Genomic DNA, 23,180 nt, shown 5'->3' on the forward strand with positions numbered 1-23,180 from the left:
CCAAGATGGCCAACCAAATAGGCTGATTGGGTAGTCTAATCGGATAGACCAATGAGTTAGTCCAGCGAGAAAGAATATATTGGAGGGGCGAACCGACACGATACATCGAGACGGACTACTCGAGTACCATCATCGAAAGGCTCCATCGAATTGGATTATCAGTTAGACTAACCGGTTAGGCCGCCTAACTAGTCCTCCATGTGGCTGGAATCGAGACAGGGGTAACAACTCTGAAGGAACCACCAGTTAGGCTAACCGGATAGGCCGCTTAGTTAGTCCCCATAGTTGGGATCGAGACAGGGGCAACAACTCCGAAGAAAATAGCAGTTAGGCTGATCGGCTCGTCTAATCAGGATTGCGTCTCGGTTAGGCTAGATGTCGAGGCTATCGGGATCGAGAAACGTGAGAAGTGGTTTCTGACAGTTCGGCCGGATTCCACCCAGCCGAGTATACAGCTCGAATCAATATCTCGAATCGACGGGTAGCATCGAGATCCAGTGGACACCCACGAGATAGAATCACACCGGTCGGGAGGAACGGTCCAAGTTATCCGAGAGGCCTACCCAGTTGGAATGTTCGAGAGACCTAACTATTTGGAAGTGCCAGATAGTATAACCGACTCGCCGACGCGACCGATTACAACTCGAAGCCGACAAGATAGCCGCGGAGCAGCCGTATAGAGCGCGAATGGGGGAATATATCGGTTAGACTAACTGGTTAGCCTACCCAGATGACGTGGCGAAGTATTATATTCAAGAAGACTAACCGAAGAACATGCTCACGTACACGACGTACTCCGAAGCCGGTGGCGTTGGAAAAACGACCATCGGAGCGGCGTTACTCGAGTGCCACGCCGGTCACGGATTCGACGTGCTCGCGATCGACATGGACCAGCAAAACGGATCACTCACGTATCTGCTCGACGTCGACGCACCGCGGGACGATAGTCAGGCAGACAACATCGTCCGGCATCTGATCGATCGTCCAAAGGGTCCCCTCGATGATCTCATTCTCGAGACCGAGTTCGGTCTCGACGTACTACCGAGTCACAATATGCTCGAAAATCTCGAAGACCTCTTGAAGCGAGCACAGCAGATGGCGGAAGACCTCGGCGAGGGCGGCGAGTTCGATCCGTACGATCGACTGCGACAGGTACTCCTCGAGTCGGGCGTCCCACAAAAATACGACGTTATCGTCGTGGATCCACCCGCGACCGCGGGCCCACATCTCTACAACGCCGTTTCGGCCACTCGAAGCCTGGTCATTCCGGTCGAACCGACCGGAAAGGGTATGCAGAGCGTACTCGGCCTGGAGGAACTGGTCGACGGACTGGAAGACCGACTCGAAGCGGAAATCGGTGTTTTATCAGCCGTCCCGAACGGAGTGGGCCGAACGGCAGATCAAGACCGGTACATGACGGAGATACGAAATCGGGGCTATCCGGCACCGGTCGCGATCCGCGATAGATCGTCGCTTTTCGAGGGGTGCTGGGACAGACAGTGCACGCCACGATATTACATCGAAAACCACCGAGACCGAAAGCGTGACCACGAAATGGAGACGCTCGAGAAGATCGATCAGTTGGCGACAAAAATCGAAGAGGTGGGAGGACTATGAAGAAAGGAACGGGAAGCGATCCGTTCGCGGATATTCAGGACGAAGATCGGGAGGAAACGCGAGAGACGGAAGATCCGACGGACGAACGAGTCGACGACGAACCCGATTCGGAACCGGAGCAAACGACGGAAACGGAGACACCACCGACCGACGGACCATCGAATGCAGGCGATTCTGGCGCCGAAAACGGATCGAGTACACGGGACTCGATCATCGGCGAACCGCCACAAAATGGTGCGAACGACGCGGGCGTGCCCTGGGTCTACGTTCGCGATAACGTCAAGCAAGACCGGGAGATGGTGCAGTTTTATCTTCGCGATTACGTGGTCGACGCGGAGGACGAGTTCGTCGACGCGGTAAGCGAGGAGCTCGGGACTGACGTCTCGAAAACCGACGTTCGGGAGGCGGCCTACGAAGCGGCCATGTATAACGTCGACGAGGTCGTCGATCGGCTTCGGGCCTGGGGTTTCGAATCAGTGGACTAATCGACTCGTCGAACCGACCAATCCATATAGCAGCATAGGGTTTATGATGCAGGCCGTGGAGAAGGCGAGTAACTCCAAAATCGCCCGGAGGTGGGCCCGAGCGTGCCCAGAAACCGTACGAGTAGATTTCCTTCCGGTAGGCGATTTTCCAACGGTACGTAGATAACTATGGACTGCCGTCTCCACGCTGCGCGTAGCGCAATCGATGCCGATCCGCCCCCGGAACGAATCAGAAACCCCGACTCGAGGCGGGGAACCGGACGGAAAAACTACGTGACTGAAATTGTCGTCGTCTCCGACGAGCCACTCGTCAATTCCTCGATCCTCGACGTCGAGGCCGCCGTAGAGGGTCGGTCCACGAGTCGAGGTGAAGTGGGAGAGTTACGGAACGTTGGAGTCGACCAGAGATATTCGAACACGCCGAACGAGGCGAACACCGGCCCGGATACGTCACGAGGTGCGTCATTTTCGGCAAGAGACCCCTATTGACAATATTGAAATACTTTGGTGTTTTTCGTTGTCGCCAGTGGACAACCAAGTTACACCGAATGTATCGAATCGGAGTCCTTCGACGCATGAACTCCATTTCGCTATACGGAATTGTGAGCGACACGGATCGCTCGTCCGGAGCGAAACCAGGACACTGAACCTGTTCGTCCCCTGCTAGAATCGGTGCAGAGGCCGTCGCGCTTTCCGACCCGGCGCTATTTTCGAGCGACCGATGAAGAGACCGGTCGCCGGAATGACCCCCGATCGGCTCGAGTGCGCCGCGGAACGAGGACGGTTCAGAGCATCCCCGTCGGGGTCTTCGGTCCCTCCGGCGATGCCACACCTAAAAGGCGGACGGCGTTTCGGTCGAGTCGACCGCGACTGCCCTCGTGCGATCAGGAGCCGCGGTCGAAACGGGTCCATTGCAGAGTGGCTCGGTTCGCGAGAGAGGCCTACACCGGTCGGGACGTATCGCGTCACGATCGGTGTCACCATCTCGAGGTGACAGCACGCCGTACGGATCGATTCCGGGTGTCCTGCCAGGTGCAGATTTCACGGACTGCCCTCTCAATCTCGCTCGGAATGACGTGAGAGGACCGAAAGCTCCGGCGAGAGCTATAACGACCGGCGGCCGGACGCATCGGCGAGCGCCGCATAGAGCGGAAGGGTCGGAATGGCGCTCCGTGCGGGGGATTCGAAGTCGTCGAAGAAATCGATGAATCCGTCGACGGTGCCGCCGTCGATGCCAGCCCGTTCGAGATCGTCCGGTGAGAGTCGAACGCGATACGGGGTGGAGTCGACGAACGCTTCAGTGACGGCCTCGCTCTCGGCTCGAACGGCCCCGTAAGCGTCCGTCGAGAGTATCGGTCCGATATCGTTCCAGGCTCGCCGCATAAACGATGGCCACTGGGCGATTACTCTGTGAATGGTTCCCAGTCCCTCGGAAAACGGATGCGCATCCTTGATCTCCGAAATCACGTCCTGCAGTTCGGCCGGAACGTCATCGTGACCGATCATCGTGAGGCTCCGGCCCCGATCGCGGTCCAGCCACTGGGGATACGGCCCCGTGGCAGCTCGGCGCTCATCTGCCGAGTGACCGATGGGGCGTTCGGAGAGCGCTCGGTCGAGGAGTTCGAAGAGCACCGCGAGGCGAGGAGCGACGATATCCTTCGTTTCGAGTTGGCCCCGCAGTTCTCGGTACTCGCTCGGTCCCACGTCGAGTTCCTCGATCCGATAGGGACGGAGATCGAACTCGTCCGTAACGCCGGTCAGAAGGGTGTCGCGATATGCGACCGAGTACTCGGCGAAGGCCCGCGTTTCGAAGACCGGCTTTACCTGACCCCACGCGTATCGGAGAAGGTCCGGCGCGTTCGCGGAGGTGACCCGGAAGATCCAGTTGACGACGGGCGCTCGAAACGTCTCCTTGATATCGTCGTAGAGACCGGCCTGCCATCCGGTGGCCTCCTGCTCGTACAGTTGATCGCTCAGATCCATACGATTCGGTACCGTTCGGCACTCAAAGTAGTACCGGGAATTTGTTCACCGTGCGACACGTACATCGGTGCTCGCCGCGATCGGTACCTCGAAAGCCGCGTTCTCGAGTGCGATCCGTCGGCGTTCAATACCCGAGATCGAACGCCCAGTTGACCGCGAGCGCGACGGCGATGAGCGAAAGAAGGGCCATCAACACGCCGAAGGAGACGACCCAGCCGAACGCCTCGGCGAAAAAGCCGACCGAGACAGAACCGAGCGATCCGGCCGTCAGGTAGGTCGTCCGAACGAGTCCGAACCCGGCACCGCGTTCGGATTCGGTCATGTTGTCCATGAAGCGAGGCTCGACTGCGACCGCCCAACTCAGGCCGTTTGCGATCAACACGACGCCGACAGCAACGCCGACGATCCCCGGAACGGTGACGAGAAGGGACAACCCCGCGACGCTGGTTACCATGCACCCGAAGGTGGTCACGTCTCGCCCGAAGCGATCCGACATCGCACCAATGCCGGGTTTGACGACCGACTGGACGACGAAGTACACGGAGAACACGAGACCGGCGGTAGTCGCCGATTGCCCCCGATGCTCGACGAAAAACGTCGGCAGGAACGAGGCAGTTCCCTGCCAAGCGAACGCGCCGACCGACGCGATCACGACGGTAAATGCGATTTTGGGTTTGCCGAGGATCCTCGTGAATTCCTCGAGTTGTACTCGCTCTCGAAGTGGTTGTGATGGGCGATGGGGATCGGTCGGACGGACGCGGAAGACGAACAGGAGGAATATCGGGGCCGCGATGGCCACAGTGGCCGCCACAGCGGGGCGCCATCCGTATCGAACGCTGATCCACGCCACCACGACCGGTGTGACGAGCCCTGCCGCGGACGACCCGATCGTATGGACACCGATAGCGAATCCGAGGTTCTCGAACGTCCGGTCGAGAAGCGTCGTCGCTGCGCTGTAGTGGAGTCCGGCGACGGCTCCGAGCGCGATCATCGCGAGGACGAACAGGACGTAGAACGGCGACACTGCGAGCAGGAGAGTCACGACGGTCGTCCCGCCGACCGAGACGAGAACGATCGACCGTTCTCCGAACCGGTCGGCGAGGATACCGCTCGGAAATTGCATGAGTGCGTACGTCATCCACATACCTGTCATCGCGATTCCGATGATGGTTGTCCCGATCCCGAAATCGTCGGTGATGGCGGGGACGAGGGGGCTGATCGCGAGGCGTGCGACCATCGTCGCGAAAAACGCGAACGTACAGAGCGTAAGCACCGTGTGTTTGTAATGCCAGTTCATTCTGTTTCGCACGTCACCCGAACCATCGTCTGGTCCACTCCGGTGTCGCCAACGAGTATGAATATTCCGATACCGTACACTGAGCAACCAACCGACGGGACGACGATCGTCCGAACAGAGGACGGTCGGCGGAAGGCGGTTCGATCACACAGCGTCGTGCCCCTGGGACGGGACGTCGAAGCGAGAGAGACCGTTACTCGAGTCGAGAGCGACTGCACGACGTCTCAGGGAAGGCGACTGCACGACGTCTCGGGGAATCGCGATCAGCGGCGGTACGCTCGCGGTGTATCGGTAAGAGCGTCCGTGATCGGCCGTCGTCGTACGAACCGATCTGCGAGTGAACCGAATCAGTGCCAGCCACATACAGTATCTGACACACCACGAATCCGATGCCCGGTGTCGTTTCTTCGGAACAGAATACTTATCATTGTCACCCAGCAACGTTCGATCGTGGGAGACAACGCATTCGGAGGCCTCACTGCTTTCAGAAGCGGTGCGCTCGAACTCTGGAGTGACGGACGTGGGAAGGTACTCACGGCAGTCGCCGGCGGCTGGTTTCTCTCGGTCGGCGTCCGGATGATTTACCCGGTAATGCTCCCGTATCTGCGGTCCGCCTACGGACTCGACCTGACCACCGCTGGACTCCTGCTGACAGTGCTGTTTCTCGCCTACGCAGTGGGCCAGTTTCCGGGCGGCGTTCTCGCGGACCGATTCGGAGAACGGTCCACGCTCACCGCGAGTGCGATCATCTCCGCGGTAATGTTGACGCTCGTCGTCACCGCAGGATCCACGATCGTTCTCTTCGCCGCGACCGCGCTGTTCGGGTTCGGAACAGCGCTGTACGCGGTCGGCAGGTACACCGTCCTGTCGCGGCTCTACTCGGAGCGACTCGGCGCTGCAAACGGTGTGACGGCCGCCTCACAGGATGCCGGACAGTCGGTCCTTCCCCCCGTCGCCAGCGTCATCGCGGCGACGTTCCTCTGGACGGTGGGATTCGGGTTCGTGATCCCGCTGTTTCTTCTCTCGGCGGTCGCACTCTGGCTCGTGGTTCCGGTCCGTTCCGAGGCCGCCTCGAGCGACGGGTCGGGGCTCACCAGGAAGGATCTCCGATCGCTCGGTGCGGTGTTACGACAACCGTCGATCGTCTATGCCACGATTGCGTTGATACTCGGCCTCGTCGTCTGGCAGGCGTTTACGAGCTTCTATCCGACGTACCTGATCGAAGAAAAGGGATTCTCGACGACCGTCGCCAGTCTCCTGTTCGGGACGTTCTTCGCGCTCGGTATCGTCATCAAACCGCTCGCCGGAGCAGCGTACGATCGATTCGGCATTCAGCGATCGCTGACGATCGTCGGGAGCGGACCGACGATCGCCCTCGTCGTTCTCCCGTTCGTCGACGGGTTCTGGACGATCGCCGTGAGTACGGCGCTCGTGAGTACCCTGCTCGGCTTCGCGACCGTCCTCGAGCCATCGTTGCTCAACACGCTTCCGGAGGACCTTCGTGGAACGGGGTTCGGAATCCTTCGATCCATCGGCTTCACGATCGGGGCGACGAGCCCCGTCCTGTTCGGCGCGGCAGCCGACCGCGGGTTCTTCGACGAGACGTTCGTGGTGCTGGCCGCCTTCGCGGCCGGTATGATCGTCCTCGCATTTCGAATCCCCGAACGCTGACCCCGACACCGTGAGCTGGCCGGTGGGGCTCCCTGCGCAGGCCGTGGGGTTCCGACGGCGGTCTCGCACGCGTCCTGGAATCGCGGGCCGACGACGGTACGTTTTTGTACAACGCATTGGAGGTACCACCATGGACGTTCTCCACGCGGCCGTCTGGGTCGACGACGTCGAGTCGCAACTGGACTTCTATCGAAACGTACTGGGACTCGAACAGACGCGCGAGTTCGACTTAGACGGCGTGACGAACACGTACGTCGCCGGAGAAAGCGACGCAGAGATTCAGTTCAAACACGACGACACGGAACGGAATCCGGAGCCCGAAGGAATCGACCATCTCGCCGTGGCCGTCGACGACATCGAGGGCACCGTCGCAGAAGCCGTCGAGAACTACGGCAGCGACGTGGTCGAGGAACCCCGGACCGTCGAGGAGAAGGGGATCGCGATCGCGTTCGTGACGGATCCCGAGGGATACGTCGTCGAACTCATCGAAACCATCGAGGCCTAACCGAGCGCGAGTATCATGGGCACGGATCGAACGGGGCCTCTCGGGCAACTCCTCGAGGCCGAAAGTCAATTCCACGAACTCATGCCGGGCAGGGATATCTACAGCAAGCTGTTCTTCCGATCGCTCCTGTGGTTTGCGCTCTTCAGTCTCGTCTACCTGGCTATCACGAGCCTCTAATCGACCTGGGTATCACGAGTCCGAAAACGGCCTCCGGACTGGGACGCTGATACCGCCCCCACGACGTGACCTATTTGTCAGTCGCGCGCATCTCCGCACACGTGACATCGAACGCGACGGAGCGGATGACTGCGCTCCTGAAGACCCGACCCGAACCCGGGATGAGCCTCGAGACCGTCCCGGTCCCCGTACCGGGACACGGCGAGGTCCGAATACGGGTCGAATCGGTCGGCATCGACGGCGGCGCGGAGGCGCTCATATACGACTGGCACGAGAGCAAACGACACTACGCCGACCAGTTACCGCAACTGTTCGGCCACGAGTTCGCGGGTACGGTGGAGACGACCGGCCCCGGCGTCGAGGAGATTACCGCGGGCGAACGCGTTGCCGTGGAACCGGTCATCGGCTGCGGTCACTGTCGGTGCTGTCGATCCGGGTCGTTCTCGATCTGTCCGGATCGACGCATCCTCGGCCTCGATACGGACATCGACGGGGCCCTCGCGGAGTACGCGGTCGTCCCCCGAGAGGCGCTGTACCCGATCGGGTCGCTTTCGGCCGACGAGGGGGTCTTTCTCGAGTTGCTCGGACTGGCCGTCCACGGGATCGAGCAATCGGGGTTCGAACCTGGCGACAGGGTAGCAATCAGCGGACCGGGACCGGTCGGGATCGGTGCCCTCGTCGCGGCGGATGCCGGCGGCGCGGGTTCGATCACCGTCGTCGGGACGGAAGCGGACCGCGGCGATCGACTCCCGCTCGCGCGAGACCTCGGCGCGACGCGTGCAGTCACGGCGGCGGCGGTGACCGACGGGCTCGAGGAGGAAGTCGACGTCTTCGTGGAAGCCTCGGGTCACCCCGACGCGCTTTCGCTCGCGTCGTCGGCGACCCGGCGGGACGGCGAGATCGTTCAGATCGGCATCTTCCATGGCACGGAGACGGTCCCGGTCGAACTCACTCGCCTCGTTCGACGGGGCGTTTCGATCACGTCGGTGTACGGCCGGCGAGACACGAGTTGGCGGCGAGCGATCGCGATCGCCGAGAAAACGGACCTCTCGCCCGCGCTCGGTCCCGCGTTCCCCCTCGCCGACTACGAGGACGCCTTCGACGCGACGCGAGCGCGCGAAGGGATCAAGGTCACGCTGCACCCGTGAACAATCGATTCTCGAGACGAGTCGATGGTGATCCTCGAAAAGGCTAGAATTGTTCGGTTCGCGCGCGAGTAACGCGCCCGTCCTATTTCTCCTGATCGGTGTAGAGTTCGTCCGGGTCGAGATCCTCGCGGATGAGCCGTAATTCCTCTTCGCGCGGGTCGGGAGTGGTCCCGAGGTCGTCTGCGAACTCGATCTCCCACCCGGTTCGGTCGAGAACCGCTTCGCGCGTCGCGTTCGGGTGGAGCGCATCGACGTACATCTCACCGCGTTCGTCGAAGCGACAGACGGCGAGGTCCGTGATGACCGCTTCCGGTCCGCCCGAGAGCCCGAGTTCCTCCCGTCCCTCACGGCCGCCGACGAAGCCGGGACTCGTGATGAAATCGACCTCTTCGGGGAATCGCCGTTCGGAGTGGGGCGTGATAATCAGCGTTCGGTCGACGTGGCCCGCGATTTCGCACGCACCGCCGCTCCCCGGCAGACGAACGGTAGGGTCGTCGTAGTCGCCGATGACCGTCGAGTTGATGTTGCCGTACTTGTCGATCTGTGCGCCGCCGAGGAAGCCCACGTCGAGGCGGCCAGCCTGCAACTGGTAGTTGAAGTTGTTCCGCATCGGTTCGATCGAGATCGCACCCGAGGCCAGCACCGGGTCGCCGATCGAAAGCGGCGGCTTCGACGGATCGGAGCCGATCGTTCCCGACTCGTAGACCATTCGCAACTCCGGCGCGTGCGTGCGCTTGGCGACGTTACACGCCAGGTTCGGCTTGCCGATCCCGACGAGTACCGAGTCGTCGTTCTCGAGTTCCCTGGCCGCCGCTACCACCATCAACTCGCTGTTCGTGTAGTTCATCGGTGTGCCTCCGTGCAGTCGATCGGTCGGTCGGTCGCGCCCGTGCCTCGAGCGCTCGAGCAGGTGTCGGTCGCGTTCATTTGTACGCCCCCATGTTGACGGGTTCGGCGTACGCGTTGTCCGGATCGAGATCGAGCAGTCGGTCGACGCCGAGTTTCTCGACGTACTCCCGGCGGTCCTCGACGCCGTAGACCCACTCGTCGAGCCAGGCTTCGACCCGGTCGACGTCGCTCGCGATGTCGGCCCACTCGATGTACGCTTCGTTGTCCCGGCCGTAGTACCCCTGGGCGTACGACGGATGGGAGCCGTAGGGATCGTGGACGACGTAGTCGACGTCGTCGCTCGTGATGAGCGTCCGGTTCGGATCGCTCCGAATGGTCTCTTCGGGGCAGAGTTCCTCGACCGTGAGGATCACCGTATCGGCGGCCAGTGCGGCGACTTTCACCTCACCCTGGATTCCCCAGAGGTGAGCGTTGCCGTTCTCGTCGGCCCGCTGGGCGCGGACGACCGCCACGTCCGGCTCGATCGGAGCGACGGCGTACACGTAGTCGTCGTCGAACGGGCTCTCGATCCGCGCGATGTTGTCGTTGTGGTCCGGAAGATCGGAGCCGATAAAGCCGCGCAACGGCGCGAACGGAAGGTTCGACGCACCGGCGTCGAGGGCGGCGACGAGTCCGAAGTGCGTGTACTCCTCGAGTTCGAGTTCGGTCGGGATCCCCTCCTCGGCCGCCCGGCGGAACGCGGGCAGACTTCCGACGCCGGGGTTGCCGGCCCACGAGAAGGTCGCTTTTCGGGCACAGCCGGCGGCGATCATCTGGTCGTAGATCAGATCCGGCGTGGCTCTGACGAGTTCGAGGTCGCGTTTCTCCTGTCTGATTATCTCGTGACCCGCTGCGAACGGGATGAGGTGCGTGAAACCCGCGAGATAGACGCTATCACCGTCTGAGACGCCGTCACTGATGGCGTCTTGCATGGACGTGATGGTACTCATAGCTGCTCTGAACTACGAGAAGGATGGCGGAACGGCCATATAAGAATTCCTGTTACGAGACGGGAGCGGGGCCGAAACGGGCGCGTGAGCCGTTTGGTGGTGGGTCTCGTTCACAGGGTGCGCGGGGCGACGGACGCGACGGTGGCGGTATCGATCAGTCGTAGGTTCGCCGTCCGATCTCGCGGGCTTCGATCTCCTCCCAATCGTATTCGACCCCGAGGCCGGGCCCGTCCGGTACCTGGACGTGGCCGTCCGCGTCGACGGTGTCCAGCATGTCGGAATAGTCGTCCGCGTACACGGGCGGCTGGGTGTTCGGGCAGATGGGATGGACGAGCGCCACCTCGTAGTAGTTGCTATTGCGGGTCGCGGCGAGACAGTGGCGCTGGGCCGGCCCGGGGGCGTGATACTCCACGTCGAGACCGAACCCTTCCGCCATGTGCGCGATTTTCATCGCGCCCGTGATCCCGCCGTCGTACTCGGGATCCGCCCGAACGAAGTCTGTCGATTCCGTCGCGACGAAGTCCGTATGGGGCTCGAGTCCGCGGACGTGCTCGGTCTGGAGAATCGGCGTCTCGAGCGACTCCCGGAGCTTCCGGTGTGCGTGCTGGGAGACGCCGCCGTCGCGGTAGGGATCTTCGTACCAGAGGAACTCCGCTTCGTCGCACGCCTTCCCGATCTTCAGCGCGTCGGCGAACGTCACCGGGTTACAGGCCGGATCGAGCATCAAATCCATCTCGTCGCCGACGCGTCGACCGACCTCGCGAACGGTCTCTGCCGTCTCCTCGGCGTCAGTCCAGTCGCCGCCCCAGTCGTGAATTTTGAAGCCCTGATAGCCCATTTCGAGGCACTCTTCGGCGAAGTCGGCGAACGCCGCGGGCGAATCGAGACCGCCGTTCCTGTCGCCCTGATACGTCGAGGCGTACGCGGGGAAGGACTCGCGATACGTGCCGAGTAGTTCGTGGATCGGCGCGTCGCGGTACTTGCCGGCGAAATCCCACAGCGCGATGTCGATCGGTCCCATTCCCATCCAGTCGTACTTTCGGAGGGCGCGCTTCAACGCGCTCCAGTGGCGTTCGCGCTCGAGCGGGTTCTTCCCGACGAGGTAGTCCGCGACCATGTTGAGCTGTGCGGCCGCCGGCGAATTACCGCCGACGTACTCGCCGGTGATTCCCTCGTCGGTGTGGACCCGCAATGCGAAGAGTTTTCGCTCGGTCGTCGTCCCCGGTTCGTAGACGATGCTGAACCCGTTCGGTGCGTATCCGACGTCGGGAAGCTCGTAGCCGAATTCCACCGACTCGATGCGTGTGATCGTTGGTGCCATCGATACGCTGTCACAGGCGTACGCGTTGCAAATGGCTTTGCATTGCGGTGATGCGCAATCCGAGCGCAAAGGGTTAGGACGCTCCGTCGAAACGGAAATAGCATGGTATCTCACGGATTCGTATTACCGACCCGCGGCGTCGTACTGTCAGCCGACGACTCGCTCGAGCAAGCCGCTCGCGTAGACTCCGAGGTGATCGGTCTCGCGCGGCGGGCCGAAGCGCTCGGATTCGACGGCGTCTGGGCGGGTGACAGCGTGCTCGCGAAACCGCGGCTAGAACCGCTTTCGACCCTCGCCGCGGTGGCTGGCGCGACGGAGTCCGTGACCCTCGGCTCGGCGGTCTACCTGCCCCAGCTTCGGAACCCGGTCCACGTCGCCCATCAGACGGCGACGGTCGACCAGGTGAGCGGCGGTCGCCTCGCACTCGGCGTCGGCGTGGGCGTCGGGTCGGGCGTGGCCACCGAACACGACCAGCTCGACGTCCCCTACGACCGCCGGGGCGCAGTCCTCGACGAGGGACTCGAGATCATCGAGGGGCTCTGGGGCGACGAGCCGGTCTCGGTGGACGGCGAGTTCTTCGAACTCGAAGACGCCGACATCGGAATTCGCCCGTGTGGCAGTCCGCCACCGGTCTACATCGCTTCGGCAACGTTCGACCCCAGAGACGGGTTTCCGCGTCAGATTCGAGACCGCATGGCAGCCAGGGGTGACGGGTGGCTCCCGATCGGCATGTCGGCGGAGATGTACGAAGCCGGAATCGAACGGGCGCGCGAAATCGTCGCCGACGCTGGCCGCGACGCCTCGAGTTTCGACGGTGCCTACTACCAGGACGTCGTGATCGCCGAAACCGAAGCGGCCGCGATCGAGCAGGCACGGACCTTCCTCGAGCGCTACTACCCGTCCTGGGGGGAGCTGAGCGACGACGACGTTCGCAAACGCGGCGCGTTCGGCCCGCCGTCCGTCGTCGCCGACCATCTCGAGCGCTACGCCGACGCCGGCGTGGAGAATTTCGTCACCCGATTTACGGCGTCAGACCAGCGCGAGCAGTTGCAGCGGTTCGCGGACGTCGTGGCCTGAGGCGTGACGCGCCGAGGCGGTCCCGCGGGGCGTCACCGACCGCAGCGAGCGGCGATCGGCGGTCCGGGATGGCCCGCGATCCGGATCGACGCCAGCCCGGTGAGACCCGACAGCGTCGACCGCGCAGCGAGGCGGGAGCCGGATCAGGAGAGGTCGTACACGAACGAGTGACAGTATTTTTCGTACCCCATCCGATTCGTGTAAAACCGGTGGGCGTCGTCGCGCCACAGTCCGGACTCGAGTTCGACCGCTTCGCAGTCGTTCTCGGCGGCCCACTCGTGGACGAACGCGAGGAGGCGTGCCCCGTGGCCCTTCGAGCGTTCTTCGGCGTCCGTCACGAGGTCGTAGACGTACGCGTGCCGACCGAGATAGAAGTTCGTGGAAATCGTCACGCCGGCGACGGCGACCGGTTCGTCGTCGACGAAGAGCGCGAACAGTCGATACCCCTCCGCGCTCATTTCCTCGAGCAAGTCGAGATAGGACTCCTCATCGAGGTGGTCTCGGAGTTGGACGATGATCGGAAACACGTCGCGTCGGTCGGCGTCGGTGGTCACTTCGCGAATGTCTGCCTCGGACATGGGTCAACCTCACGGGGCCGAAGGGTAACTGCATCGGATGCGGCGCGACGGCCGTTTCGACGGATCTCCGGTGTGGCCCGCTCGCACGTGCGGAAACGGCCACGGCCGAGGTCCGAAACGGCACTCGAAGCGGATAAAAACGGTACTCGAGCCGATGCGAGGACGGTATTCGGGACGCGTGTTACGGGAGGCGACCGGTCAGCGCCTCGCTGGCGGGTTCGACCTCGAGTGCCGTTCCGAGCCCCGCCTCTCGCGCCTTCTCGTACAGCATATAGGCGGCCGCGGCCGTCTCGATTCCGGTCCCGCCGCTGTCGAAGACCGTAATATCGTCGTCGCTCGTTCGGCCGGGGTCGACCCCGGCGACGACCTCGCCGAGTTCGGCGTGGACGTGGTCCTCGTCGACGACGCCCGCGTCGAGCGCGGCGAGGAACGATCCCGCATCCTGTGTCGCGCGGGCGCGAAGGTCGGGAACGTAGATCGATCGCTCGATGGTCGTCGCGTCGAGTTCGTTCCGACCGGGGGTGTACTGGCCCATCGCGGTCACGTGCGCGCCGGGGTCTAAGTCGTCGCCGTCGAAGACCGGATCCGCCGCCTTCGTCGCGGTGATTACGACGTCCGCACCCGAGACCGCCGCCGTGCTCGAGTCGACTGCCTCGACGGTGGCGTCGAGGTGGTCGTCGAACTCGGCGGCGAACGACGCCCGGTTCTCCGGCGTCGGCGAGAAGACGCGGACCGACTCGAAGTCCCGAACGGTCGCCGTCGTGTGGAGTTGACCGCGGGCCTGCGCGCCGCTGCCGATGACCGCGATGGTGTCCGCGTCGTCTCGAGCGAGGGCGTCGACGGCGACCGCGCCGGCAGCCCCGGTCTTGAACGGGTTCATGCTCGCGCCGTCGATGATCGCGAGGGGCTCGCCTGTCTCGGCGTCGTACAGCGGGGTCAGAAACCAGGCGTTCGGTTGGCTGAACCCGGACGCGTACATGTATCCGCCCATCGCACCGGTATCGGGAAGGATAGCGGCGTAGCTGGTGAGTTTGCCGTCGGGGTTCTCCCGGCGGAACGTCTGGCGTGGCAGGGCCGGGGCCCCGTCGCCGCGCTGGCGATACCCCTCCCGAACGGCATCGACGTATTCGGCCGGGGTCGCGAGGCCGTCGACTTCACTACTGGTGAGAAACAGCGCGTCTGTCATATATCGCGTAACACACGCAACGTAGAAAAAGATACACGGTCTGGACGCGACCCGAAATCACTTACTGAATCGGCCCAATGGCCCGATTCCCGTTCAATCGATTCCCGTCGGCGTCGCCGTCACTCGGTCTCCAGCACTCGGTCGAGCATCTCCTCGGACATCGTGTCGATGAGGTGATTTCCGTCTTTGAGCTCGCGCATAACGAATCGGGAGGAGGTTTCGTTGACGCCGTCGATCGCGACGACTTTGTCGATGAGATCGTTCAACTGGTCGTGGTTCTGCACGCGCGAGATCACCACGAAATCGACGTCGCCCATGGTGTAGTACACGTGCTGGACACCGTCGACGTCGCTCAACTTGTCCCCGATTTCGTCCGCGTAGCCGCTCTCGTGGGAGACGTAGACCTCGGTGATGATGACCATCGCCATCCCGAGCGCGCGCGGATCGATGTTCGCCGAGATGTCGGTTATCACGTCGCTCTCTTTGAGCCGATTCAGACGGTAGTGGATCGTCGACTTCGAGAGATCGAGGTCCTCCGCGAGTTCTTCCAGGTTTTTCTCGTCGTTTCGCTCGAGTTGCCTGAGGATCTCGAGATCCGTTTCGTCGAGATCGGGTGTCGCGTTAGTGTGTTCCATGCAGGGATTTTTGACTTCGTGTTAATAAACGGCCCTGTTCCAGGAACCGTCCCGTTTAGAAGACGGCATCGATCGCTGCGTCGAGTGACTGGACGGCCGTGTCGATTTCGCCGGTAGTCGCACAGAGTGGCGGAGAGAGTATAAGTTGCGTTGCCGGACGACCGGCCCCGACGAGAACACCGCTGTCGCTCGCCGCGTCGATCACGTCCACGACCGGATTGGGTCCATCGTCGACCCGTGGATCGTGAAACGGCTCCCCGGTTTCCGGATCGGCGAATTCGACGGCGCGGAGGAATCCGCGTCCGCGGACGTCGGCGACCGCGTCGTGGTCTCGCTCGAGGGTCGAGAGGTGATCGGCGAACGCGTCCTCGGAGGCTCGGACGTTCTCGATCAGTCCGTCGTCGTACTCGCCGATCGCGGCGACGCCGGCCGCACAACCGACGGGGTGACCGCCGAACGTCTGACCGAGATCGAACCCGTCCGACCGCACGTGTGCCGCGATATCCGGTCGCATCATGACACCCGCGAGCGGTGCGTACGCGCTCGTTACGCCCTTCGCGAAGGTCAGCAAGTCGGGCTGGACGCCCTCCGTCTGGATACCGAACCAGTCACCGCAGCGTCCGAAGCCGGTAATCACCTCGTCCGCGATCAGAAGGATATCGTACCGATCACAGAGTTCCCGGACGCGCTCGAAGTATCCCGGCGGCGCCGTGTAAGCGCCGCTCGAGCCGGCGATCGGTTCGGTCAGGATGCCGGCGATCGTCTCGGGACCCTCGTTTCGGATGACGAACTCGAGGTGGTCGGCCGCGGCCTCCGCGAGTTCCTCGGGCGTGTCCGCGTTGAACGGCGATCCGTAACTCATCGGCGGCAGGAACTTCACCGACCCCGTCGCAGACGCGTGGGACTCGAGGGAACTGCGCGTCTCCGGGTCGCCCGTGACGCTTCCCGCGCCGTAGGTCGAGCCGTGGTAGGATCGCCATCGGGACAGGATCTTCGGCGCGTCCGCGTACTTGCGCGCGACCGTCATCGCGAGTTCGTTCGCCTCGCTCCCCGACACCGAGAACATGACGTCCGACAGCGAGTCGGGGCCGACCGCGGCGAGATCGTCGCTCAACGCCGTTCGGGCCGGCGTTCGCTTCGCCGAGGAGACGTACTGAACTCGCTCGAGTTGCTCTTTCATCGCGTCCACGATCGCCCGGTTCCCGTGGCCGGCGTTGACGCAGTACAGCTGCGAGACGAAGTCGAGATACTCCGCTCCCTCGTCGTCGACGACGCGCGACCCCTCGCCGTCGGTTATCGTCAGCCCCGTCGAGGAGGGGTCGTACCAGTGTGGAATGTGTGAAGGTGTCTCGGTATCGGTTTCCGCGGGATCATCTAGCATGGTTCGTTTGTCGTAACGTTGGAGTAAGTAATTGCTGTTGTTCGGCCGATCCGACCGACGGCCCGATCGGTGACGATCGAGTCCTCAGCGGTTCATCGCCGCGTCGGAGACCTCGAGAGCCGTATCGAGGGCCGCGACGGCCTCGTCGACGTCGGCCTCGGTGATCGACAGCGGCGGCGCGATGATGAGCGTGTTGATCATGTTGGCGAGGTACACCCCCTCGTCTGCGGCGGCTGCCGAGACGTCGTCGACGACCGTCGAGCCCGTCGATATCTTGTCCTCGCGCGTCCCGAAAGGCACGCGCTCGTCGGGGTCCGCCGTCAGTTCGACCCCGCGGAAGAGCCCGACGCCTCGGGTATCGCCGACGCTCGGGTGGGCCTCGTCGAGTTCCTCGAGGCGGTCGCCGAGGTAGTCACCGACCTCGCTCGCGTGCTCGACGAGATTTTCTTCTTCGTAGGTCTCGACGGCTGCGAGCCCGGCCGCACAGGCGACGGGGTGACCCGCGTAGGTGTGGCCGTGACAGAACATCTCGTCCTCGAAGTGGGCGGCGATTTCGTCGGTAACGATCGTCGCTCCGAGGGGCGCGTAGGCTCCCGTAAGCCCCTTCGCCATCGTCATGATGTCGGGGGTGACGTCGAAGACGTCACAGCCGAACCACTCACCGGTGCGGCCGAAGCCCGCCATCACTTCGTCGCAGATCAAGAGGGCCCCGTGGTCGTGGGCGATCTCCTTCAGTCGCGGCAGGTACTCCTCCGGCGGGACCAGGATTCCGTTCGATCCGACGATCGGCTCGACCAGAATCGCCGCGACCGTATCGCCCTCGAGCATCAGCATCTCATCGATGTACTCGAGGCTCTCCATCGGGTCGAGCGTCGATCCGTAGGCGTACGGGTCCGGCGCCTTGATCGCGCCCGGAACGCCGGGTTCGGCCATCAGTCGGCGCGGATCGCCGGTGACGCTGATCGAGCCGTGGGTGGCGCCGTGATAGGACCGGTACCGCGAGATGATCTTCTGCTTGCCCGTGTACATGCGCGCGATCTTGATCGCGCCCTCGACGGCCTCGGTGCCGCTGGTCGAGAAGAACGTTTTCGACAGGTTCCCGGGCGTGATCTCGGCGAGTTTCTCGCCGAGGCGCGCTCGCGCCTCCGTTGCGAATCCGGGAGCGAAGTACGCGCCATCGCGGGCTTGCTCGGCGATCGCATCCGCGACCGCGTCGGCCGAGTGCCCGAGGTTCGAACACATGAGCTGGCTCGAGAAGTCGATGAACTCGTTGCCCGCGCCGTCCGTGAATCGGACGCCGTCTCCGCCGACGGCTTCGGTCGGGTCGACCTCGCTCTGATACGACCACGTTCCGAAGACGTACTCTTTATCGAGGCGCTCGACCTCAGTTCGGTCGTCAACCACTGATGTCTCGTCTGCCATCCTTTTCGAGGTCGTACAGAACACAGTCGCATTAATCTTTCTGATGTGAGATTATTTTCCGACTTATTTACTGCATTTATGCCCCAAATTAGGATTCGTATGGAAGGTTTGTTCTGCTTATCGAATAATATCCACCAGCACCGAAGATTTTATCTCAGTGGTCACAAAAGCGGTTCCATGGTCGAGCTAGAGTCGATCGGTCAGAGCGGTACAACACGAAATTACGTCGGCGGAGACTGGCGCGACGCCACGGGCGACGACGAGTTGGTAAGTGTGAATCCGGCGACCGGAGAGGAACTGGCGACGGTTCCGTTCAGTTCAGCCGCGGACATCGACGACGCGGTTCGAAGCGGAAACGAAGCCTTCGAGACGTGGTCGGAACAGCCCGTCGAAGCGAGAATACAGCCGCTGTTCCGCCTGAAGATGCTCCTCGAGGACCACCAGGAGGAACTCGCGGAACTGCTCGTTCGAGATCACGGCAAGACGATAGCCGAGGCCCGCGGGGAACTCCGTCGCGGCATCGAGAACGTGGAAGTTGCCTGCGGCATCCCGTCGATGATGCAGAGTGGCTCCCTGTTGAATGCGGCACCCGAGATCGACGAGAGTGCAGTTCGAAAACCGCTCGGTGTCTTCGCCGCCATCACGCCGTTTAACTTCCCCGGCATGATCCCGCTGTGGTTCCTCCCGTACGCCGTCGCGACGGGTAACAGCTTCGTCCTCAAACCGAGCGAACAGAATCCGCTCGTCGCTCAGCGGTTGTTCGAACTCGTCGACGAAGCCGGCTTCCCCGATGGCGTCCTCCAGCTCGTAAACGGTGGCCCGGACACGGTCAACGCGCTCCTCGATCACGAGGGCGTCGAGGGCGTGTCCTTCGTCGGGAGCACCCCGATCGCGAAGCTCGTCTACGAACGCGCGGCCAAAAACGGCAAGCGCGTCCAGGCACAGGGCGGTGCCAAGAACCACATCATCGTGACGGAGACCGCAGACCTCGAGTTCGCCGCCGAAAAGACCGTCTCGTCGGCCTGTGCCTGTGGCGGCGAGCGGTGTCTCGCGAACGACGTCGTCCTCGTCGAGGAGTCGGTGTACGACGAGTTCTCCGAGCTCGTCGTGGAGGAAGCAGCCTCGCAGGTCGTCGGCGACGGACTCGACGAAGCGACGGACATCGGGGCGCTCATCAGCCCCGAACACGAGCAGACGGTCCGCAACTACATTCAGACAGGTATCGAGGAAGGCGCGGAGGTCCTTCTCGACGGCCGAGACGTCACCGTCGACGGATACGAGGACGGCAACTTTCTCGCCCCGACCGTCTTCGGCGACGTCACCGAAGACATGGTGATTTCCCAGGAGGAGATTTTCGGCCCGGTACTCGGTCTTGCCCCCGTCGCCGACGTCGACGCGGCGATCGAACGGATGAACGAGAGCGACTTCGGAAACGCCGCCAGCCTCTTTACGGGCAGCGGCGCCGACGCGCGAAAGTTCCGCCACGAGGGCGAGATCGGCAACCTGGGCGTCAACGTCGGCACCTCGGCCCCGATGGCGTTCTTCCACTTCGGCGGCTGGAAGGACTCGTTCTTCGGTGATCTCCACGCCCAGGGCGAGGACATGATTCACTTCTACACCGACAAGGCCGTCTACATCGAGCGCTGGCCGGACGTCTGAGCCGACTCGTTCCCATCGACCGAACCGTTCCACTGTTCTACCGTTCCACGTTTTCGCGGAGGCGAATCGGTGTCCCACCGGTTCCGTGACGAACGAGAGCGCACTCGAGCGGGGAGCCATCCCCGTCGATCGGTTCACGCCGACGGAGCCAGCAGTGCGACCCACCCGCGGGGCGAAGAATTCGCTCGGAGGTTGCCGAGACGGCAGGCGAGTTCGCGGGACCGACCATTTCGCTCGGTGAGCGTACCGCACGGGTCGGTCGACGGGTGCTCCCACACGGGTGGAATACGTCCGGTACCGAGACGCGATGCGTCCGGTACCGAGCGGCCGGACGGGTCTCGAGTTACGTGCTCCCGAGAGGTATCACTCCTTGCGGTGTTCTTCGACGACGTCCCAGTCGAGTTCGATGCCGAGACCCGGCTCGTCGGGGACGGCGATCGTTCCGTCCCGGATCAGCGCCTCGTCGGACGCGACCAGGTCGTCCCACCAGGGCACGTCGCGGGCGTGGAACTCGAGCGCGAGGAAGTTCGGGACCGTCGCGCCCACGTGGACGCCGGCCATCGTCGCCACCGGACTGCCGATGTTGTGCGGACACATCGTCAGGTAGTAGGTGTCCGCGAGTTCGGCGATCTTCTTCGTCTCGGCGATGCCGCCGGTCTTGGGCACGTCGGGCGCGACGAACGAGACGGCCTCCGTCTCGACCAGGTCGCGGAAGCCGTGGCGGCCGTAGCGGTTCTCACCCGTGAGTAGCGGCTGGGCGACGCTCCGGTTTAACGTCGCCAGCGCGTCCGCGTTCTCCGGCGGGAGCGGGTCCTCGATCCACGCGAGGTCGTACGGCTCGAGTGCCGCACACAGTTTTTCCGTCGCTTCGACGCTGAAATTCCAGTGCAGGTCGACGGCGACCTCCGCCTCGTCACCGACCTCCTCGGTGACGGCCTCGACGAGTCCCCGCTTGTGTTCGATCTCCGGACCGTCGAAGTGGCGCGCGAGGGTGTCGATGTCTCGGCCCGACGGCACGTCGAGGTCGAACTTTATCATCTCGAACCCGTCGTCGACGGCCGCTCTCGCGGCGCGGGCGTACGCCTCCGCTTCGTAGGTCTCGTTCGGCTGTTCGTTGAGCGCCGCCTCGACCATCCCCTCGCCGGCGTGACAGTCCGCGTACATGCGAACCTCGTCGCGCATCTTGCCGCCCAGAAGCTGGTACACCGGCTGCTCGAGGATCTTCCCGGCGGCGTCCCAGAGCGCCAATTCGATGCCGCTGATCGCGATCGTGCCGATTCCCTCCTGGGAGCCCCGACCCGAGAGGCTCTCACGCATGAGGTGATAGAGCCGCTCGACGTCGAGCGGATTTTCACCGACCAGGACCGGTTCGAAGTAGTCGGTAATTACCTCGTGAACCCCCGGGGAGGGATACGACTCGCCGATTCCCGTGACGCCGGCGTCCGTCTCGAGGCGGACGATCGTCCACGGGAAGTTGCCGTCGACGACGACCGTCGACAGACCGGTGATCTCCGGCGTTTCGGTCGATCGTGAGGGGGTTCGTCCGAAATCGGGCCAGATGCTCGACGCTAACCGCGCCGCGAAGTCCGAATACATGCTATCGCGAACCTCTTTTTCGGGTCGTCATATGAATGTACTGGGGACGGTCGCATCGACGCGATCCGGTTTCGAATTCGTCTCGGAGAATCGAAACGGGACGTCCCGAGACGGATTGCAGGGGAAGACTCGTGCGGACCGTGTTACTCGTCGGGAAGCACCTTGCCGGGATTCAAGATTCCGTTCGGATCGAACGTCTCCTTGATCGACCGCATGAGGTCTATCGCACCGCCGTGTTCGTCGTCCATGAACTTTCGTTTCCCGAGGCCGACGCCGTGTTCGCCGGTCGCGCTGCCGCCGAGTGCGATGGCCGTCCGGACGACGCGCTCGTTCAACTCGTGGGCCCGTTCGACCATCTCCTCGTCGTCGGGGTCGACGAGCGGCGTGAAGTGGAGGTTGCCGTCCCCGGCGTGGCCGACGCAGGCCGTCAACAGGTCGAGGTCCTCGCTGGCCTCCGCGACCTCCGCGACGATGTCGGGGTAGTTCGAAATCGGCACGACGACGTCGCCGACCAGCGCGATGTCCCAGTCGTCCCGATACGCTTTCGTCGCGTGGTACTTGTCGCGACGCGCCTGCCAGATATCGTCTATGTTCTCCTCGGTTGCCGCCTCCCAGGAACACATTCCGTGATCCTCACAGATCGCCTTCGCGAACGCGAGATCCTCCTCGATCCCGCTGTTGTTCGCGTGCAACTCGATGATCAGCGTCGGCCGCTCCTCGAACGTGATGTCGTCGTGATATGCGTTCAACATTTTCATCGACGTCGTGTCGATGAACTCGATCGCACCGGGAACTAACGCCGAGCCGATCGCGTCCGCGACGGCGCTCGACGCGTCCGTCCGCGACGGGAACGTCACCAGCGCCGCCCGGCGGTGTTCCGGAATGCCGACCAATCCGAGGGTCACCTCGGTGACGACGCCGAGGGTTCCCTCCCCCCCGATGAAGAGGTCCTTCAGACTGTACCCCGCCGACGTCTTGACCACGTCCCGGCCGCACTCGAGGACGCGCCCGTCGGCGGTGACCACCTCGAGCCGGCGGACGTGATCACGCGTCTCGCCGTATCGGACCGCGTTGAACCCGCTCGCGTTCGTCGAGACCATGCCGCCGATCGTCGCGACGTCGCTGCTCGAGATTCCGGGCGCAAAGCGCAGTCCGTACGGCGCCAACTGCTCGTTTAGGTCGTCGTAGACGACGCCCGCACCGACCGTCACCTGAAGGTCCGCCGGCGACACGTCGACGTGTTCGATCTCGGCCGTGCTGAGAACGACCCCCCCCTCGGTCGGAATGGCGCTGCCCTCGAGTCCGGAGCCACCCGATCGCGGCGTGACCGGGACGCCGCGTTCGTTGGCCGCCTCGAGAACGGCCGCGACTTCGCCGCTCGAGGCCGGCCAGACGACGGCATCGGGCGTTCGGCCGGTGTGTGGACTCTCGTCGGACGCGTACTGCTCGCGCACGCTGGTTCCGTGAGCGACCCGGCCCTCGGTGATCAAATCGTCCAGAAATCCGCAGTCGACGCTCGTATCGGGACCCCGTTCCATGATGTGGCATGGTTCGGACCGGCATAAATCCTCTCCGATCCCCGTGCCGGTTCGGCCCAGCCCACC

Annotated in this window: 20 protein-coding genes; 8 read left to right on the forward strand and 12 right to left on the reverse strand. The window is 63.2% G+C overall.

Features of this window, described 5'->3' with window-relative positions; genetic code table 11:
- The first annotated feature begins 774 nt into the window (after positions 1-774).
- Together NJT13_RS19415 and NJT13_RS19420 are read left to right on the forward strand one after the other, a co-directional pair.
- Complete coding sequence (locus NJT13_RS19415) at positions 775-1,617, forward strand: ParA family protein (RefSeq protein ID WP_254525797.1); 843 nt, start codon at positions 775-777, stop codon at positions 1,615-1,617.
- Positions 1,614-2,102: a DUF7970 domain-containing protein gene (locus tag NJT13_RS19420; protein ID WP_254525798.1), complete on the forward strand. Its 489-nt coding sequence runs from the start codon at positions 1,614-1,616 to the stop codon at positions 2,100-2,102. Before NJT13_RS19415 ends, NJT13_RS19420 begins: the two co-directional genes overlap by 4 nt.
- 1,104 nt (positions 2,103-3,206) lie before the next feature.
- Here the strand turns inward: NJT13_RS19420 and NJT13_RS19425 are convergent.
- Together NJT13_RS19425 and NJT13_RS19430 are read right to left on the reverse strand one after the other, a co-directional pair.
- The gene (locus NJT13_RS19425; RefSeq protein WP_254525799.1) at positions 3,207-4,085 is read right to left on the reverse strand and encodes a halocarboxylic acid dehydrogenase DehI family protein; all 879 of its coding nucleotides are present in this window, start codon (positions 4,083-4,085) and stop codon (positions 3,207-3,209) included.
- A gap of 124 nt (positions 4,086-4,209) precedes the next feature.
- On the reverse strand, positions 4,210-5,382 hold the full coding sequence (locus NJT13_RS19430; protein ID WP_254525800.1) for an MFS transporter: 1,173 nt from the start codon (positions 5,380-5,382) through the stop codon (positions 4,210-4,212).
- A 450-nt stretch (positions 5,383-5,832) separates the two neighbouring features.
- Between NJT13_RS19430 and NJT13_RS19435 the strand changes: the two genes are divergently transcribed.
- The 4 genes from NJT13_RS19435 to NJT13_RS19450 all read left to right on the forward strand — a co-directional run bounded on the left by NJT13_RS19435 (position 5,833) and on the right by NJT13_RS19450 (position 8,883).
- Positions 5,833-7,053, forward strand: a complete 1,221-nt coding sequence (locus NJT13_RS19435) for an MFS transporter (protein ID WP_254525801.1) — start codon at positions 5,833-5,835, stop codon at positions 7,051-7,053.
- 130 nt (positions 7,054-7,183) lie between these two features.
- Positions 7,184-7,558: a VOC family protein gene (locus NJT13_RS19440; protein WP_254525802.1), complete on the forward strand. Its 375-nt coding sequence runs from the start codon at positions 7,184-7,186 to the stop codon at positions 7,556-7,558.
- Positions 7,559-7,573: 15 nt separating this feature from the next.
- Positions 7,574-7,735, forward strand: a complete 162-nt coding sequence (locus NJT13_RS19445) for a hypothetical protein (protein WP_254525803.1) — start codon at positions 7,574-7,576, stop codon at positions 7,733-7,735.
- A 101-nt stretch (positions 7,736-7,836) separates the two neighbouring features.
- Positions 7,837-8,883 (forward strand): zinc-dependent alcohol dehydrogenase, encoded by a 1,047-nt coding sequence (locus NJT13_RS19450; RefSeq protein ID WP_254525804.1) that lies wholly within the window; start codon positions 7,837-7,839, stop codon positions 8,881-8,883.
- An 82-nt stretch (positions 8,884-8,965) separates the two neighbouring features.
- Here the strand turns inward: NJT13_RS19450 and NJT13_RS19455 are convergent, their stop codons facing one another.
- The 3 genes from NJT13_RS19455 to NJT13_RS19465 all read right to left on the reverse strand — a co-directional run bounded on the left by NJT13_RS19455 (position 8,966) and on the right by NJT13_RS19465 (position 12,042).
- The gene (locus NJT13_RS19455) at positions 8,966-9,730 is read right to left on the reverse strand and encodes a CoA-transferase subunit beta (protein WP_254525805.1); all 765 of its coding nucleotides are present in this window, start codon (positions 9,728-9,730) and stop codon (positions 8,966-8,968) included.
- Positions 9,731-9,806: 76 nt separating this feature from the next.
- On the reverse strand, positions 9,807-10,721 hold the full coding sequence (locus NJT13_RS19460) for a CoA transferase subunit A (protein WP_254525806.1): 915 nt from the start codon (positions 10,719-10,721) through the stop codon (positions 9,807-9,809).
- A 154-nt stretch (positions 10,722-10,875) separates the two neighbouring features.
- A complete protein-coding gene (locus NJT13_RS19465; protein ID WP_254525807.1) occupies positions 10,876-12,042 on the reverse strand; it encodes an enolase C-terminal domain-like protein in 1,167 nt (388 codons plus the stop codon).
- A gap of 102 nt (positions 12,043-12,144) precedes the next feature.
- Between NJT13_RS19465 and NJT13_RS19470 the strand changes: the two genes are divergently transcribed.
- Positions 12,145-13,119 carry an LLM class flavin-dependent oxidoreductase gene (locus NJT13_RS19470; RefSeq protein WP_254525808.1) on the forward strand — a complete coding sequence of 325 codons (975 nt, stop codon included), beginning with the start codon at positions 12,145-12,147 and terminating at the stop codon, positions 13,117-13,119.
- 143 nt (positions 13,120-13,262) lie between these two features.
- Here the strand turns inward: NJT13_RS19470 and NJT13_RS19475 are convergent, their stop codons facing one another.
- The 5 genes from NJT13_RS19475 to NJT13_RS19495 form a co-directional block, all read right to left on the reverse strand.
- A complete protein-coding gene (locus NJT13_RS19475) occupies positions 13,263-13,697 on the reverse strand; it encodes a GNAT family N-acetyltransferase (RefSeq protein ID WP_254525809.1) in 435 nt (144 codons plus the stop codon).
- A gap of 181 nt (positions 13,698-13,878) precedes the next feature.
- On the reverse strand, positions 13,879-14,883 hold the full coding sequence (locus tag NJT13_RS19480) for an ornithine cyclodeaminase family protein (RefSeq protein ID WP_254525810.1): 1,005 nt from the start codon (positions 14,881-14,883) through the stop codon (positions 13,879-13,881).
- A 119-nt stretch (positions 14,884-15,002) separates the two neighbouring features.
- Entirely contained in the window at positions 15,003-15,518 is a 516-nt protein-coding gene (locus NJT13_RS19485) for an Lrp/AsnC family transcriptional regulator (protein WP_254525811.1), read from the reverse strand.
- A gap of 55 nt (positions 15,519-15,573) precedes the next feature.
- Positions 15,574-16,899, reverse strand: coding sequence for an aminotransferase family protein (locus NJT13_RS19490; protein ID WP_254525812.1), 1,326 nt, complete (start codon positions 16,897-16,899; stop codon positions 15,574-15,576).
- 84 nt (positions 16,900-16,983) lie between these two features.
- The gene (locus tag NJT13_RS19495; RefSeq protein ID WP_254525813.1) at positions 16,984-18,321 is read right to left on the reverse strand and encodes an aminotransferase family protein; all 1,338 of its coding nucleotides are present in this window, start codon (positions 18,319-18,321) and stop codon (positions 16,984-16,986) included.
- Positions 18,322-18,498: 177 nt separating this feature from the next.
- Here NJT13_RS19495 and NJT13_RS19500 point away from each other — a divergent pair, with 177 nt between their 5' ends.
- Positions 18,499-19,980, forward strand: a complete 1,482-nt coding sequence (locus NJT13_RS19500) for a CoA-acylating methylmalonate-semialdehyde dehydrogenase (RefSeq protein WP_254525814.1) — start codon at positions 18,499-18,501, stop codon at positions 19,978-19,980.
- A 363-nt stretch (positions 19,981-20,343) separates the two neighbouring features.
- Here the strand turns inward: NJT13_RS19500 and NJT13_RS19505 are convergent, their stop codons facing one another.
- Both NJT13_RS19505 and NJT13_RS19510 read right to left on the reverse strand, forming a co-directional pair.
- Entirely contained in the window at positions 20,344-21,576 is a 1,233-nt protein-coding gene (locus tag NJT13_RS19505) for a mandelate racemase/muconate lactonizing enzyme family protein (RefSeq protein ID WP_254525815.1), read from the reverse strand.
- A gap of 143 nt (positions 21,577-21,719) precedes the next feature.
- Entirely contained in the window at positions 21,720-23,114 is a 1,395-nt protein-coding gene (locus NJT13_RS19510; RefSeq protein WP_254525816.1) for an FAD-binding oxidoreductase, read from the reverse strand.
- Positions 23,115-23,180: the final 66 nt, after the last annotated feature.

This window comes from Natrinema caseinilyticum (assembly GCF_024227435.1).
Classification (GTDB): domain Archaea; phylum Halobacteriota; class Halobacteria; order Halobacteriales; family Natrialbaceae; genus Natrinema; species Natrinema caseinilyticum.